We start from the raw sequence: 13,472 nt of genomic DNA on the forward strand, positions 1-13,472 counted from the left end.
CCAATAAAAAGGAGTGGACTATGGCAAGGATAGGGCGTGCGCTGATCAGCGTTTCGGAAAAGACCGGGGTTTTGGAATTCTCCCGGGAACTGGCAACCTTTGGGATCGAGATCCTCTCCACCGGCGGGACGGCGAAGCTGCTGCGCGATGCCGGGATCCCCGTGAAGGACGTTTCCGAGTTCACCGGTTTTCCGGAGATGCTTGACGGCAGGGTGAAGACGCTGCACCCGAAGGTGCACGGCGGGATCCTCGGCATGCGCGACAACCCGGCGCACACCGCGAAGATGGCCGAGCACGGCATCGAGCCGATCGACATGGTCGTCGTCAACCTCTATCCCTTCGAGGCCACCGTCGCCAATGACGATTGCACCATGGAAGACGCCATCGAGAACATCGACATCGGCGGCCCCACCATGCTCCGCTCCGCGGCGAAGAACAACCGCGACGTCACCGTCATCGTCGACTGCGCCGACTACCAGGCGGTCCTCGAGGAGATGCGCGCCAACGGCGGGCACGTCTCGCGCCAGACCAACTTCCGCCTCGCGGTTAAGGTGTACCAGCACACCGCCGCCTACGACGCCGCCATCTCCAACTGGCTCGGCGCCCGTACCGGCGAGGGGGTCGCGGATTACCCGGATACCCTTACGCTGCAGTTCAAGCTCTCCCAGGGGATGCGCTACGGCGAGAACCCGCACCAGAAGGGTGCGTTCTACGTGGAGAAGAAGGTCTCCGAGGCGAGCGTCGCCACTGCGCGCCAGCTCCAGGGTAAGGAGCTCTCCTACAACAACATTGCCGACACCGACGCGGCGCTCGAGTGCGTGAAGCAGTTCTCCGAAGGGGCCGCCTGCGTCATCGTGAAGCACGCGAACCCCTGCGGCGTTGCGGTGGCCGATACGACCCTCGAGGCGTACGAGGCCGCCTACCGCACCGACACCGAGTCCGCCTTCGGCGGCATCATCGCCTTCAACCGCGAGCTCGACGAGACGGTGGCGCGCGCCATCATCGACCGCCAGTTCGTGGAAGTGATCATCGCGCCGGCTGTGACCGAGGCCGCCAAGATCGTACTCGCGGAGAAGAAGAACGTGCGCGTCCTCGAGTGCGGCTACTGGCCGGAAGTTCCCGCTCCGCGCCTCGACGTGAAGCGCGTGAACGGCGGCCTCCTGGTGCAGGACACCGACCTCGCCCTCTTCAACGAGCTGAAGGTGGTCACCAAGAGAGTGCCGACCGACGCGGAGATGGAAGACCTCCTCTTCACCTGGCGCGTGGCGAAGTTCGTGAAGTCGAACGCCATCGTGTACGGGAAGAGCGGCGCCACCGTCGGCGTCGGCGCAGGGCAGATGAGCCGCGTCAACTCCGCGCGCATCGCCGCCATCAAGGCGGAGCACGCAGGTATCCCGGTCGCCGGTGCAGTCATGGCTTCCGACGCCTTCTTCCCCTTCCGCGACGGGCTCGACAACGCGGCCGCCGCAGGGGTCACCGCCGTCATCCAGCCGGGCGGCTCCATGCGTGACGCGGAAGTCATCGCCGCCGCCGACGAGCACGGCATCGCGATGGTCTTCACCGGGATGAGGCATTTCAGGCACTAGTCCGGTACTCTCCCCTCCCGCAAGGGAAGGGGGGGGATTACGTGTAATAAAGGTCTCCGGGGAATGGGGATGAACTTGGGCTCAACGTCCCCCATCCCTTGACGGGAGGGGGACAGGGGGTGGGTGAAGCTGGCATCTGCTGAAATGGTGGCACCTTCCCCCCCACCCTGTCCCTCCCCCGCCAGGGGGGAGGGGACGTCACCCCGGAATTGTCTGACCAACTTTAGATAGAGGGAAGCTATGAAAGTACTCGTTGTAGGTAGTGGTGGCAGGGAGCATGCGCTGGTCTGGAAGATCGCCCAGTCTCCCCTGGTGGAAAAACTCTACTGCGCGCCGGGCAACCCGGGCACCGCGCAGCTCGCGGAGAACGTGGTAATCGCGGTGGACAACCTCGAGGGGCTCCTCGCCTTTGCGAAGGAAAATGCCATCGACCTCACCGTGGTCGGCCCCGAGCTCCCCCTTTCCCTCGGGATCACCGATCTCTTCGAGGAGCACGGTCTGAAGGTCTTCGGCGCCAGGAAAAACGCCGCCATCATCGAGGCGAGCAAGGCGTTTGCCAAGGACCTGATGCACAAATACCAGGTCCCCACTGCCGCCTACGGCGTCTTCACCGAAGTGAAGGAGGCGATCGACTTCATCGACAGCACCGGGATTCCCATCGTCATCAAGGCCGACGGCCTGGCGGCAGGGAAGGGGGTCATCATCGCCCAGACCCGCGAGGAAGCGGTCGAGGCGGTCACCGACATGCTCTCCGGCAACGCCTTCGGCTCTGCGGGTGCCCGCGTCGTCATCGAGGAGTTTTTGAAAGGTGAGGAGGCGTCCTTCCTCGCCTTCACCGACGGCTCCCGCATCATCCCGCTCGCCAGCGCCCAGGATCACAAGGCGGTCTTCGACGGCGACAAGGGGCCGAACACCGGCGGCATGGGCGCCTACTCCCCCGCGCCTGTCGTCACGAAGGAAATCCACGACAAGGCGATGGAAGAGGTCATGCGCCGCACCGTCGAGGGGATGGCTGCCGAAGGAAGAACCTATCGCGGCGTCCTCTACGCAGGGCTCATGATCGACGGCGACAGCGTGAAGACGCTGGAATTCAACGCCCGCTTCGGCGACCCGGAGTGCCAGCCGCTTCTCATGCGGATGAAGTCTGACCTGGTGCCGGTTCTTCTGGCCGTTGCCTCCGGCGACATCTCCGGCGTGGAGATCGAGTGGCACGACCAGGCAACCATTTGCGTCGTCATGGCCGCCGAGGGGTATCCCGGCGACTACCGCAAGGGTGATGTTATAGCCGGCCTCGAAGAGGCGGCGACCCTGGAAGAGGTTGTGGTCTTTCATGCCGGGACGCGCAGCGCGGACGGCAATATCGTCACCAGCGGCGGCCGCGTCCTCGGCGTCACCGCCATGGGGGAGACGGTGCAGGGGGCGATCGACCGCGCCTACCGCGCCGTCGACAAGATCTCCTGGCCCGGCGTCCACTACCGCCGCGACATCGGCGCCAAAGCGGTAAAGAGGCAGGGATAGGGAGCGTTCCCTCCCGTGTCGGCGATCGGGAGTGAGCCAACAGGTTTTATGCGATAGCATTTCAAAAGAGTATTCACGCGGGCAGCCTGCCACACCCCCATCGACAGGCGCAGGAAATGCTTCGACAACGACGCAACCATCCATCCCCCTCCGAGAGCAGGGGGCCTTTCCACAAGAGGGACATCAAAGATGAGTGAGCCGGCAGTATTGATAGTAATGGGGAGCGACTCCGACCTTTCCGTCATGGAAGAAGCTGCAAAGGTATTCAAGGAGTTTGGCATCGGCTACGAGATGCGGATTTCCTCCGCCCACCGCTCACCTGCGCGGACCGCTGCCCTTGCCCGCGACGCAGCCGGGCGCGGGATCAAGATGATCATCGCCGCAGCAGGGATGGCAGCTCATCTTGCCGGGGTGGTCGCCGCTGAAACGACCCTGCCGGTGATCGGGGTACCGATCCCCGGAGGAGCACTGAACGGCGTCGATGCCCTCTACGCCATGGTGCAGATGCCTGGCGGGATCCCGGTGGCGACCATGTCCATCGGGAAGGCCGGCGCGAAAAACGCCGCACTCTTCGCAGTCCAGGTGCTCTCCCTGAGTGATCAGTCTCTGGCGGGGCAGCTCACCGAGTTCCGCGCGCGGATGGCGGCAGAGGTCGAGCAGAAGGACAACGCCCTGCAGCAGGCGCAGAAGTAATCGGAGCGTGGCCGCGCTGAGGCGGCAATTTTAGTCGTTTGACTTGACAGATCCAATGAGGGGTCGTATTACTTCCCTAGTTTGTTATCCATTTCAGGAGGGAGAAATATGAAAAAGATTGTTGCTGCAGTCGCCGTCGTCCTTGCCTTCGCAGTTACCGCCATGGCTGCCGACAGCTATGTCTACCCCGCCAAGAACGGCAACGTAGCCTTCAACCACAAGGATCACGCGGCCAAGGTTGATTGCAAAGCGTGCCACGGCGCCGGTGCTCCCGGCAAGATCGTGATCGACAAGGAAAAAGGCCACGCCCTGTGCAAGGGGTGCCACGTCGAGAAGAAGGCCGGCCCGACCAAGTGCGGCGAGTGCCACAAGAAGTAGGAAACCTGATTTAGCCGCAAGGCTTTGAGAGAAAAGGGGTAACGAGCGATCGTTGCCCCTTTTTTTATGGATCTTTCGGTCATTCCGTTGCTGGAAACGGTTGAGGTTCTCCGGATGTGCCAGCAAAGAGCAAATCCCCCCTGTCCCCCCTTCGCAAAGGGGGGGACGTAACGGCCTCGCCTCGCCCTTCGAGGGAAGACCATACCGGCTCCGGCATTCACCAATGAGCGGCCACGACGAGTATCGTGGCTCCGCGGGATTTAGGAAAAAGCCCTTTGCCACTTCGGAACGTGTGCCTGTGGTCGCGTGCACTAAAGTCGTGGTGGCGTGCACCGAAGCTCGTGGTGGCGAGCACCGAAGCTCGTGTTCGCATGGACGAAGTTCGTGGTAGCGTGGACGAAGCTGGTGGTCGCGTGGACGAAGCTCGTGGTCGCGTGGACGAAGCTCGTGGTCGCGTGCACGAAGCTGGTGGTCGCGTGCACGAAGCTGGTGGTCGCGTGGGCGAAGCTCGTGGTCGCGTGGACGAAGCTCGTGGTCGCGTGGGCGAAGCTCGTGGTCGCGTGGACGAAGCTCGTGGTCGCGTGGACGAAGCTGGTGGTTGCGTGCACGAAGCTTGTAGTCGCGTGGACGAAGCTTGTAGTCGCGTGCACGAAGCTCGTGGTCGCGTGGACGAAGCTGGTGGTTGCATGGACAGAGCTGGTGTTCCCGTGCACGAAGCTGGTGGTCGCATGCACCAAGCTGCTGGTCGCATGGACGAAGCTCGTTATACTTCGACGAGGCGGTGCAGGAGACCTAGAGTTCCCCCCTTTGCGAAGGGGGGACAGGGGGGATTTGCCTTGGTTCGGCCTTACGACCACCACTTGAAGGGACCATCCCGCAAGCTGCGCAAGCAGATGACAGATGCTGAGCGACTGCTCTGGTCTCATCTACGGGGCAAGCAACTTCTTGGCGTCCAGTTCAACCGGCAGAAATCACTCGGCCCCTATGTCGTTGATTTCTACGCTGCCTCACCCCTGCTGGTGATTGAGCTGGATGGCAGCCAGCACCTCCAGGATGAGAATGTCAAAAGTGATGCTGCCCGTGACTCCTTTCTTCTGGAACAGGGGTTGATGGTGCTTAGATTCGACGACCGGCAGGTGTTGCTGGAAACGGCTGCGGTTCTGGAAGAGATATTTCGGATGTGCCAGCAAAGGGTAACAAGAGCAAATCCCCCCTGTCCCCCCTTCGCAAAGGGGGGGACGTAAGGTCACCTGTAGCCGTTAGTGCGAAATGGTCGAAACTGCCCGGATTTGTCCGATGAACCTGCGTAAACAGCACACGCCTCGCCTGCTCGCTAACCCGTCCAGCGACGCCAAGACATTCCTCCCTGAAGCCGCCCATCCCGCGCCGCTCCATCCCGCCTTACGTTAGAAAATATTATTTTGCGCTTGCCTGCAATTTGACTATAATGCGCACTTGCTTTTTTGTGACATGACTCTTACCGGGAGACTGCCTTGACAACGACGAATCGCGGATTTGCACAGCAGCTGTGGGATTTCTTCTGCTCCTTGAGACTTTCGATCTTCCTGCTCATCGGGCTGGCTATCGTTTCCATTATCGGTACGGTCATCCCCCAGGGGCCGCCCCCCGCGGAATACCTCGCCACCATCTCCGATACGAAGCTGCGCCTCTATACTTCTCTCGGCTTCTTCGACATGTACCACTCCTGGTGGTTCATCCTCCTCCTCTACCTCCTGACGGTGAACCTCATCTGCTGCTCCATCAAGAGGCTCCCCCGCGTCTGGAAGATCATCTCCGAGCCGGTCCTCGTCATGGACGAGAAGTACGAGCGCACCCTCACCCAGGTGAAGCACCTCAAGATGCAGGGTGGCGCGGCGCAGCTGAAGGACCGCCTGGTGGCGAAGCTCTCCTCGGAGTTCGCCGCCCCGGTCGTCACGGAGCACGGCAACGAGTACCACCTCTTCGCCCAGAAGAACGCCTGGTGCCGCCTCGGCGTCTACGTGGTGCACTTCTCCATCATCTTCGTCTTCATCGGCGCGCTCCTCGGCTCCTTCTTCGGCTACAAGGCGTACGTGAACATCCCGGAAGGGGGCGCCATCTCCAAGGTGGAGAAGCGTAGCGGCGAGGCGGTCGACCTCGGCTTCGCGGTCCGCTGCGAGAAGTTCTCCGTCGAGTTCTACGACACCGGCGCTCCGAAGGAGTTCAAGAGTATCCTTACCGTCCTCGAGAACGGCCAGCCGGTCAACGGCTACAAGGACGTCCCGATCGTCGTGAACCGCCCCCTCACCTACAAGGGGATCACCTTCTACCAGTCGAGCTACGGCCCGAGCAACGAGGGGGCGACCTACCACCTGACGGTCCGCGACCGCAAGGGTGGCGCTGCGACCCCGCTCACCGTGCGTCAGGGTGAAAGGGTCTCCCTCCCCGGCGGCGCGCAGCTCTCCGTCATGGAAGCAACCCAGGACGTCCGTCCCTTCATGAAGGACTTCGACGGCCCCGGCGCCCAGGTCGAGTTCACCCCCGCCGGCGGCGCTCCGCAGTCCTTCGTCATCCTCGGCGAGCAGTACGAGTCGTTCAACGCCCAGCACGGCGGCGACCTCGTCCTCACCTTCGCCGGGATGGAGCAGAAGTACTACACCGGGCTGCAGGTGGCGAAGGACCCCGGCGTTCTTGTCGTCTGGTTCGGCTGCTTCCTCATGGTCATCGGCATCTGCATGGCGTTTTTCATGTCTCACAAGAGGGTCTGGATCCGGGTCTCCGAGCACGGCGTCGCCGTGGGGGGTTCCGCCAGCAAGAATCAGGCAGGCTTCGAGCTTAGCTTCGACGAGCTCACCAAGAAGCTGGCAGAGGGGTAGTCGTACCCCAGTCCCAACCGTAACTGAACCTTTTCGGAGGAATACTGAATGTCCAGTTCTCTGCTGTTCAACGTAACTACCATGGCCTACCTGGTCTCCACCTGCCTCTTCTTCGCCTTCCTGGCCTCCAGGAACAAGGGGGTGGGGCTCTCCGGCACCTACGCGGCACTCTTCGGCTTCATCGTGCAGACGGTGGCGATCGGCCTGCGCTGGAAAGAGTCGTACGACCAGGGTCACGGCCACGCGCCCCTCTCCAACCTCTTCGAGTCGGTGGTCTTCTTCGCCTGGACCATCATCCTCATCTTCCTGATCATCGACTTCAAGTACCGCTACCGCGCGGTCGGCTTCTTCGTCGTCCCCTTCGCGCTTCTGGGGATGGCCTGGGCGCAGCTCGCGCTCGACAGCGGGATCGAGCCGCTGGTGCCGGCGCTCCAGAGTAACTGGCTCCTGTACCACGTGGTGACCTGCTTCCTCGGCTACGCAGCCTTCGCGGTCGCCTGCGGCATCTCCATCATGTACCTGATCCGCGAGAAACTGGAGGCGGGGGGTGGGAGCACCGCCGTCGGCGCTCCGGCAGGGGGGCTTCTCTCCATGTTCCCCTCCATCAGGGCGCTGGACGACCTGAACTACCGCGCCATCATGATCGGCTTCCCGCTCCTGACGCTGGGCATCGTCACCGGCGCCGCCTGGGCCAACTACGCCTGGGGCACCTACTGGAGCTGGGACCCGAAGGAGACCTGGTCCCTCATCGTGTGGTTCGTGTACGCAGCCTTCCTCCATGCCCGCATCACCCGCGGCTGGGTCGGGCGCCGCGCCGCGATCCTCTCGGTGATCGGCTTTGCCGCCACCATCTTCTGCTACCTGGGCGTCAACCTCTTCCTGTCCGGCCTGCACAGCTACGGGAAATAACCAATGATCTGAAGGAGTCCGGTAGCGATGCCACGATCCTGCACTTACCATCTGGTCGCCCTTTTCTGCCTGCTCGGCGCGGTACTCGCGCCGAGCATTGGCTTTGCTGAGCCTTTCAAGTGCAGCATCTGCCACCGGAAAGTGGTGACCGGATCGGTGGTGCACAAGCCGGTCGCCAAGGCTGCCTGCCTCGACTGCCACCAGCAGTTCTCCAACGATCACCCCCTCGGGAAGGGCTCCATGGGGTTCATCGTCCCGAAGGAGAAGCTCTGCGGGGTCTGCCACGGTTCCCTCCTCACGAAGAAGTTTTTGCACGGCCCGGTCGGCAAGGGTGAGTGCAGCGCCTGCCACCTCCCGCACAGCGGCGAGAACAAGTCCCTCCTGCGCGACCCGGCTCCGGCTCTTTGCTTCCGCTGCCACCCGAAGGACCACTTCGACGGCGCCCACGGCCATCCGCCGGTGGCGAAGGGGGAGTGCCTCTCCTGCCACGACGCCCACCAGTCCGAGGGTAAGGGGCTCCTGAGAAAGGAAGGGAGTGCGCTCTGCTTCTCCTGCCACGATGGAAAGATCGCGGTGGGGAAATCGCTGCACAAGCCGGTCGGCGAAGGGAAATGCGTCGACTGTCACGCCCCGCACGCCTCCGCCTGGAAAAAGCTCCTGAAGGCCGACTACCCGAACGTGCTGTACCGTCCTTTCAGCGGGGATGCCTTCCCCCTCTGCTTTTCCTGCCACGATCCCGCGCTCGCCTCCGAGACCACGACCGAGAAGTCCACGAACTTCAGGAACGGCACCCGGAATCTCCACTCGGTGCACGTGAACAAGGTGGGGAAGGGGCGTTCCTGCAGGATGTGCCACAACCCCCACGCCTCGGCGCAGGACCGCCTGGTCTACCCGAAGGCCCCCGGCTTCGGCACCTGGGACATTCCGATCCGCTTCCAGACGACCTCCACCGGCGGCAGCTGCTCCGTGGGGTGCCACCGGACCTTCAAATACGACCGGGTGAATGCCGTTGTCAACTAGCGCCGGGGCCTTGCGCGCCGCCGATCCCGATACCTCCGCGACAGGGGAGCCTGAACCGGCTCCTGCGCTGCGGGTTTCCGTCATCATCCCGGTGAAGCCGGGAGGGGCGGTGCGGGCGCTGGAGAGGCTCGCAGTGGCGACGTACCCCGCGGATCGTTTCGAGGTGCTCGTCGCCTACGGCACCCGCCCGAGCGCGCAGAGAAATCTGGCGGCGCGCCAGGCCGGCGGGGAGATCCTCTTCTTCCTGGACGACGACTCGCAGGTCTCCCCCGTTTTTCTGCAGCGCGCCCTCGAGCACTTCCGCGATCCGCGCGTCGCGGCGGTTGGCGGCCCCTCCCTCACCCCGAGCACGGACTCCCCGATCCAGCGCGCCATCGGCGCCGCCTTTGCCTGCCGCTTCGGCGGCGGTGGGGTGCGAAACCGCTACCGCTGTGCGGGGGAGGCGCGCCACACCGGCGACCACGAGCTTATCCTGTGCAACCTCGCCTTCCGGCGCGACACCTTTCTCGCCCTGGGAGGGCTGGACGAGCGGCTCTACCCGAACGAGGAAAACGAGCTCATGGAGCGGCTGGTGCACGGCGGGCACCTGCTGGTGCACGACCCGGAGCTTGCGGTGCATCGCAGCCAGCGCCCCAACTACCGCGCTTTCGTGCGGCAGATGTACGGCTACGGCAGGGGGCGCGGTGAGCAGACGCTCCTGACCGGGAGGGTGAAGCCCTCCGCCATGGCTCCCGCGTTTTTTCTGTTGTATCTCCTGGCGGCGCCCTTTTTCCTGACGGGGATCTGGTTCGCGCCGGCGCTTCTTTATTTCGCAGGGTGCCTTGCCGCAGCGGCTGTCGTGTCGCGCGGAGAGCTGGCGCTCTTTTGGCGTTTGATCGGGGTCTTCCCGACGCTGCATCTTTTGTACGGAGCGGGGATCTGGCGCGGACTCTTCACGCCGCGGTTCAGGAAGGCAGCCGGAGAGGCGCCTCCGGTCGAGGTGCGGACGGTGAAGCCGTTTGGTGCGGAGATCAAAGGCTAAACTTCCACCGCAAAGACGCAAAGAGCGCAAAGGAAAATCCGCAAAGGAAAACCGAAGGCATAGAGGCGTAAAACGGTAACGGCAAAGGCGCAAAGAACGCAAAGGAAAACCAAAACTGCAGTCCCGAATTTCCATGCACCACCTTCTGGTTTTCTTAAGCCTTTAAAGCCTTTCTTTGCGCCCTTTGCGTCTTTGCGGTTCAATCTGCTTTTGATTCTGACTTTGTTTTCTCCATTGCGTCTTTGCGGTGGAAGTTAAAGATTTTATAGATTGGAGTCTGGTTTGGATCTTAGTGTAGTAGTACCTATTTACAACGAAGAGGAGAACATCCCGGTTCTCTACCAGCGCGTCACCGACGCCCTTGCCCCTACCACCATCGACTACGAGCTCATCCTCGTGGACGACGGCTCTGCGGACAATTCCTTCGCGCAGCTGAAGCTCCTCGCCGCGAAGGACAAGCGGGTAAAAGTCATCCGCTTCCGCCGCAACTTCGGCCAGACCGCCGCCATGTCCGCTGGCTTCGACTGCGCCACCGGCCACGTCGTCGTCCCCATGGATGGTGACCTGCAGAACGACCCCCTGGACATCCCGCTGCTCCTCGACCGGATGCACGACGGCTTCGACGTCGTCTCGGGGTGGCGCAAGGACCGCAAGGATACCTTCATCAACCGCAGGCTGCCGTCGATCCTCGCCAACGGCTTCATCTCGCACATGACCGGCGTGCACCTGCACGACTACGGCTGCACCCTGAAGGCGTACCGCCGGGAGGTGCTGGAGGACGTGAACCTCTACGGCGAGATGCACCGATTTGTCCCGGCCCTCGCCCACCAGGTCGGCGCAAAGGTCACCGAGATGCCGGTGCGCCACCACGAGCGCCTGCACGGCCAGAGCAAGTACGGCATCTCCCGCACCACCCGCGTCATTCTCGATCTCCTGACGGTCAAGTTTCTCCTCTCCTACTCGACGAAGCCGATCCAGCTCTTCGGCCGGTGGGGGATCTACACGTTCGGCGCGGGCTTTGCCACGGGCCTCGTGACGATGTACATGAAGTTTTTCGAGCACGTAAATATGAACCGCAACCCGCTCCTCATCCTCACCGCCTTCCTCCTCTTCATGGGGGTGCAGTTCCTGGTGCTCGGACTCCTGGGGGAGCTCACCGCGCGCACCTACTACGAGGCGCAGGGGAAGCAGATCTACAACGTGAAGGAAAAGATCAACTTTGTCTGAGTCCGCGCTGCGCGTCCTGGTGCTGGCACCGACCCCCTTCTTTGCGGATCGCGGCTGTCATGTGCGCATCCTGGAGGAGGCGCGCGCAGCAATCGGCTGCGGAGTGGAGTTGCGCCTGGTCACCTACCACATCGGGCGCGACATCCCGGGGATCCCTACGGAACGCATCCCGCAGATCCCCTGGTACCGCAAGCTCGCGGCGGGGCCGTCGTGGCACAAGCCGTACCTCGACATCCTCCTCCTTTTGAAGGCGCTGAAGGTCGCGCGCTCCTTCCGTCCGCACCTCATCCACGCGCATATCCACGAAGGCGCCTTCATCGGGATCTTCCTGAAGAAGATCCTGCGGATCCCCCTCGTCTTCGACTGCCAGGGGAGCCTTACCGCAGAGATCGTCGACCACGGTTTTGTGAAGGAAGGGTCGCTCCTGCAGCGCTTCTTCTCCTTCCTGGAGCGCCGCATCGACCACGGCGCCGACTACGTGATCACCAGCTCGACCCCGACAGCCAGGCTCCTGGCAAAGGGAGGGGTGGGGCCGGACCGGCTGCAACCGCTCCTGGACGGCGTCGACACCGACACTTTCGCACCGCAGCCGAAGGAGATCGTGAGAAAGAGGCTTTCCCTCCCTGACGACCGTCCAATCGTTTCGTATCTCGGGGTGCTGAGCGTGTACCAGGGTGTCGACCTCCTGCTGGAGGCGGCGGCGCTCTTGAAGCAGGCGGGGGCGAAGATTCATTTTCTCATCATGGGCTTTCCGGAAGGTGGATACCCCGCGAAGGCGGACTCGCTGGGGGTCGCCGACATGGTAACCTTTACTGGAAGGGTCCCCTACGACGAAGCGCCCCTCTATCTGTGCGCCGGTGACATCGCCGTTTCCGCAAAGGTCTCCCTCACCGAGGCGAACGGGAAGCTCTTCAACTACATGGCGTGCGGGCTCCCCACGGTCGTTTTCGACACCCCGGTGAACCGGGAGATTCTGGGGGACGCGGCGCTCTACGCGCGGCTCGGGGATGCGGCGGAACTCGCGGGGGCGATCGGGAGGCTTGCCGGCGACCGGGAGCTGCGAGCCGAGCTGGGTGAGCTGGCCCGGGAAAAGGCCATAGCCGAGCACTCGTGGCAGGCCCGCGGGCGCGAGCTGGTGGCGGTATACCGGAAGACATTGCAGCGGTAGGGTGGTGGGGAATGATTCTTGTCGTTTCCGCATATCCTGACGAGTCCATCGAGGCCGACGGCGCGATGGAGCGAATCGCCATCGTGGACATGGTCCTTGCCGGCCACAGCAGGGCGTACCTCGACATCAGCCTCAAGGGGCACATCTTCCCCGAATGGGAGGAGGTCAGCCCCGGCGTCATCGTGCACCGGGTGAACCTCTTCCTCCATTTCTGGTACATTCTCTCCATCGCCGCAAAGGCCTCCATGGTGTACGTGCACAGCGTGCCAAACGCGCTGCGGGTGCTCCCTCTCTATCTCTCCTTCCCCATCGTCACCGATCTCTCCCTCACCGGCGGCGCAGCCGACGGCGGTCCTCTCTGGAAACTGGCCCAGCTGGTAGCGCATCACAAGAGCAAGGCGCTCGTACTGGATGTAGGTGCAGAGGTCCCCCGCGTCGCCGGTCTGCGGATGTTCAGGGCGGCCGAGCCCGCCAGCAAGGAATCGAAGGCCCTAGCCGCGTTTGTCACGAAAGACGAGCCCGAAGTAAAGCCCGCCCACCCGGTGCGGTAGAAACGACTCGAACACCCACCGCAAAGCCGCACCAGTGTACACTGCTTTTGTTTTATCCGCAGATTACACAGATTCGCGCAGATTATTATCTCGCACGTTCAACGGACCCTGTCATGTTGTAACAGCGACGGATGGGCAACGGATCCAACGATTACTGCAGGAGCGATTGGAAAGATCAGGTTTTTAAGGGTGGCAAGAAAAATCCGCAAAGTAGGCACAAGGGATAAGGCACCTGCACGGGAATCAAAAGCTAAAACATGAACACCCACCGCAAAGCCGCAAAGGGCGCAAAGGAAAATCCGCAAAGAAACCCGCCGTCGCGTGGGCGGACCGCGGTGGTCTTTTTGGGTGCACACTGGTTCAGCCGGCAATGACATGTAGTGGGAAGGACTAACGAGGCTATAGCGTTCCATGCGAAGGTTCATTCCGGAATTCGGTGGAGCGTGGGTACATTGCCACGAAGCACTGCAGGAGGCCTAACGTCCCCCCCTTTGCGAAGGGGGGACAGGGGGGATTTGCCCTTCTAGGCACTTCTCCTTAACCCCG

At 62.7% G+C, this 13,472-nt stretch carries 13 protein-coding genes; 12 read left to right on the forward strand and 1 reads right to left on the reverse strand.

Going from position 1 to position 13,472, the window contains the following annotated elements; genetic code table 11:
- Positions 1-20 precede the first annotated feature (20 nt).
- The 4 genes from purH to LPW11_RS10920 all read left to right on the forward strand — a co-directional run bounded on the left by purH (position 21) and on the right by LPW11_RS10920 (position 4,175).
- Positions 21-1,586, forward strand: coding sequence for a bifunctional phosphoribosylaminoimidazolecarboxamide formyltransferase/IMP cyclohydrolase (gene purH, locus LPW11_RS10905; RefSeq protein ID WP_230998153.1), 1,566 nt, complete (start codon positions 21-23; stop codon positions 1,584-1,586).
- A 240-nt stretch (positions 1,587-1,826) separates the two neighbouring features.
- A complete protein-coding gene (gene purD / locus LPW11_RS10910) occupies positions 1,827-3,104 on the forward strand; it encodes a phosphoribosylamine--glycine ligase (protein WP_230998154.1) in 1,278 nt (425 codons plus the stop codon).
- 189 nt (positions 3,105-3,293) lie between these two features.
- Positions 3,294-3,797: a 5-(carboxyamino)imidazole ribonucleotide mutase gene (gene purE / locus LPW11_RS10915; protein WP_230998155.1), complete on the forward strand. Its 504-nt coding sequence runs from the start codon at positions 3,294-3,296 to the stop codon at positions 3,795-3,797.
- Positions 3,798-3,905: 108 nt separating this feature from the next.
- Positions 3,906-4,175: a cytochrome c3 family protein gene (locus LPW11_RS10920; RefSeq protein WP_230998156.1), complete on the forward strand. Its 270-nt coding sequence runs from the start codon at positions 3,906-3,908 to the stop codon at positions 4,173-4,175.
- Between the two features lie 311 nt (positions 4,176-4,486).
- Here LPW11_RS10920 and LPW11_RS10925 read toward each other — a convergent pair whose 3' ends face one another.
- Complete coding sequence (locus tag LPW11_RS10925) at positions 4,487-4,909, reverse strand: hypothetical protein (RefSeq protein WP_230998157.1); 423 nt, start codon at positions 4,907-4,909, stop codon at positions 4,487-4,489.
- A 126-nt stretch (positions 4,910-5,035) separates the two neighbouring features.
- Between LPW11_RS10925 and LPW11_RS10930 the strand changes: the two genes are divergently transcribed.
- The 8 genes from LPW11_RS10930 (at position 5,036) to LPW11_RS10965 (ending at position 12,926) form a co-directional block, all read left to right on the forward strand.
- Positions 5,036-5,419 carry an endonuclease domain-containing protein gene (locus LPW11_RS10930; protein ID WP_269145416.1) on the forward strand — a complete coding sequence of 128 codons (384 nt, stop codon included), beginning with the start codon at positions 5,036-5,038 and terminating at the stop codon, positions 5,417-5,419.
- Between the two features lie 249 nt (positions 5,420-5,668).
- The gene (resB, locus tag LPW11_RS10935; RefSeq protein ID WP_230998159.1) at positions 5,669-7,030 is read left to right on the forward strand and encodes a cytochrome c biogenesis protein ResB; all 1,362 of its coding nucleotides are present in this window, start codon (positions 5,669-5,671) and stop codon (positions 7,028-7,030) included.
- 48 nt (positions 7,031-7,078) lie between these two features.
- The gene (gene ccsB / locus LPW11_RS10940) at positions 7,079-7,939 is read left to right on the forward strand and encodes a c-type cytochrome biogenesis protein CcsB (protein ID WP_230998160.1); all 861 of its coding nucleotides are present in this window, start codon (positions 7,079-7,081) and stop codon (positions 7,937-7,939) included.
- A 27-nt stretch (positions 7,940-7,966) separates the two neighbouring features.
- Entirely contained in the window at positions 7,967-8,959 is a 993-nt protein-coding gene (locus LPW11_RS10945) for a cytochrome c3 family protein (RefSeq protein WP_230998161.1), read from the forward strand.
- A complete protein-coding gene (locus LPW11_RS10950) occupies positions 8,949-9,980 on the forward strand; it encodes a glycosyltransferase family 2 protein (protein WP_230998162.1) in 1,032 nt (343 codons plus the stop codon). Before LPW11_RS10945 ends, LPW11_RS10950 begins: the two co-directional genes overlap by 11 nt.
- A 282-nt stretch (positions 9,981-10,262) precedes the next feature.
- Positions 10,263-11,207, forward strand: coding sequence for a glycosyltransferase family 2 protein (locus tag LPW11_RS10955; protein ID WP_230998163.1), 945 nt, complete (start codon positions 10,263-10,265; stop codon positions 11,205-11,207).
- Positions 11,200-12,375 (forward strand): glycosyltransferase family 4 protein, encoded by a 1,176-nt coding sequence (locus tag LPW11_RS10960; protein WP_230998164.1) that lies wholly within the window; start codon positions 11,200-11,202, stop codon positions 12,373-12,375. The genes LPW11_RS10955 and LPW11_RS10960 overlap by 8 nt, the downstream gene beginning before the upstream one ends.
- 11 nt (positions 12,376-12,386) lie before the next feature.
- On the forward strand, positions 12,387-12,926 hold the full coding sequence (locus tag LPW11_RS10965; protein ID WP_230998165.1) for a hypothetical protein: 540 nt from the start codon (positions 12,387-12,389) through the stop codon (positions 12,924-12,926).
- Positions 12,927-13,472 lie beyond the last annotated feature (546 nt).

Source organism: Geomonas sp. RF6 (assembly GCF_021044625.1).
GTDB lineage: Bacteria > Desulfobacterota > Desulfuromonadia > Geobacterales > Geobacteraceae > RF6.

What these genes read in the sequence shown, in the direction of transcription:
- purE (WP_230998155.1), top strand. Translation starts at nt 3,294, where the DNA reads ATGAGTGAGCCGGCAGTATTGATAGTAATGGGGAGCGACTCCGACCTT.
- ccsB (WP_230998160.1), top strand. Translation starts at nt 7,079, where the DNA reads ATGTCCAGTTCTCTGCTGTTCAACGTAACTACCATGGCCTACCTGGTC.
- purH (WP_230998153.1), top strand. Translation starts at nt 21, where the DNA reads ATGGCAAGGATAGGGCGTGCGCTGATCAGCGTTTCGGAAAAGACCGGG.
- purD (WP_230998154.1), top strand. Translation starts at nt 1,827, where the DNA reads ATGAAAGTACTCGTTGTAGGTAGTGGTGGCAGGGAGCATGCGCTGGTC.
- LPW11_RS10965 (WP_230998165.1), top strand. Translation starts at nt 12,387, where the DNA reads ATGATTCTTGTCGTTTCCGCATATCCTGACGAGTCCATCGAGGCCGAC.
- LPW11_RS10945 (WP_230998161.1), top strand. Translation starts at nt 7,967, where the DNA reads ATGCCACGATCCTGCACTTACCATCTGGTCGCCCTTTTCTGCCTGCTC.
- LPW11_RS10920 (WP_230998156.1), top strand. Translation starts at nt 3,906, where the DNA reads ATGAAAAAGATTGTTGCTGCAGTCGCCGTCGTCCTTGCCTTCGCAGTT.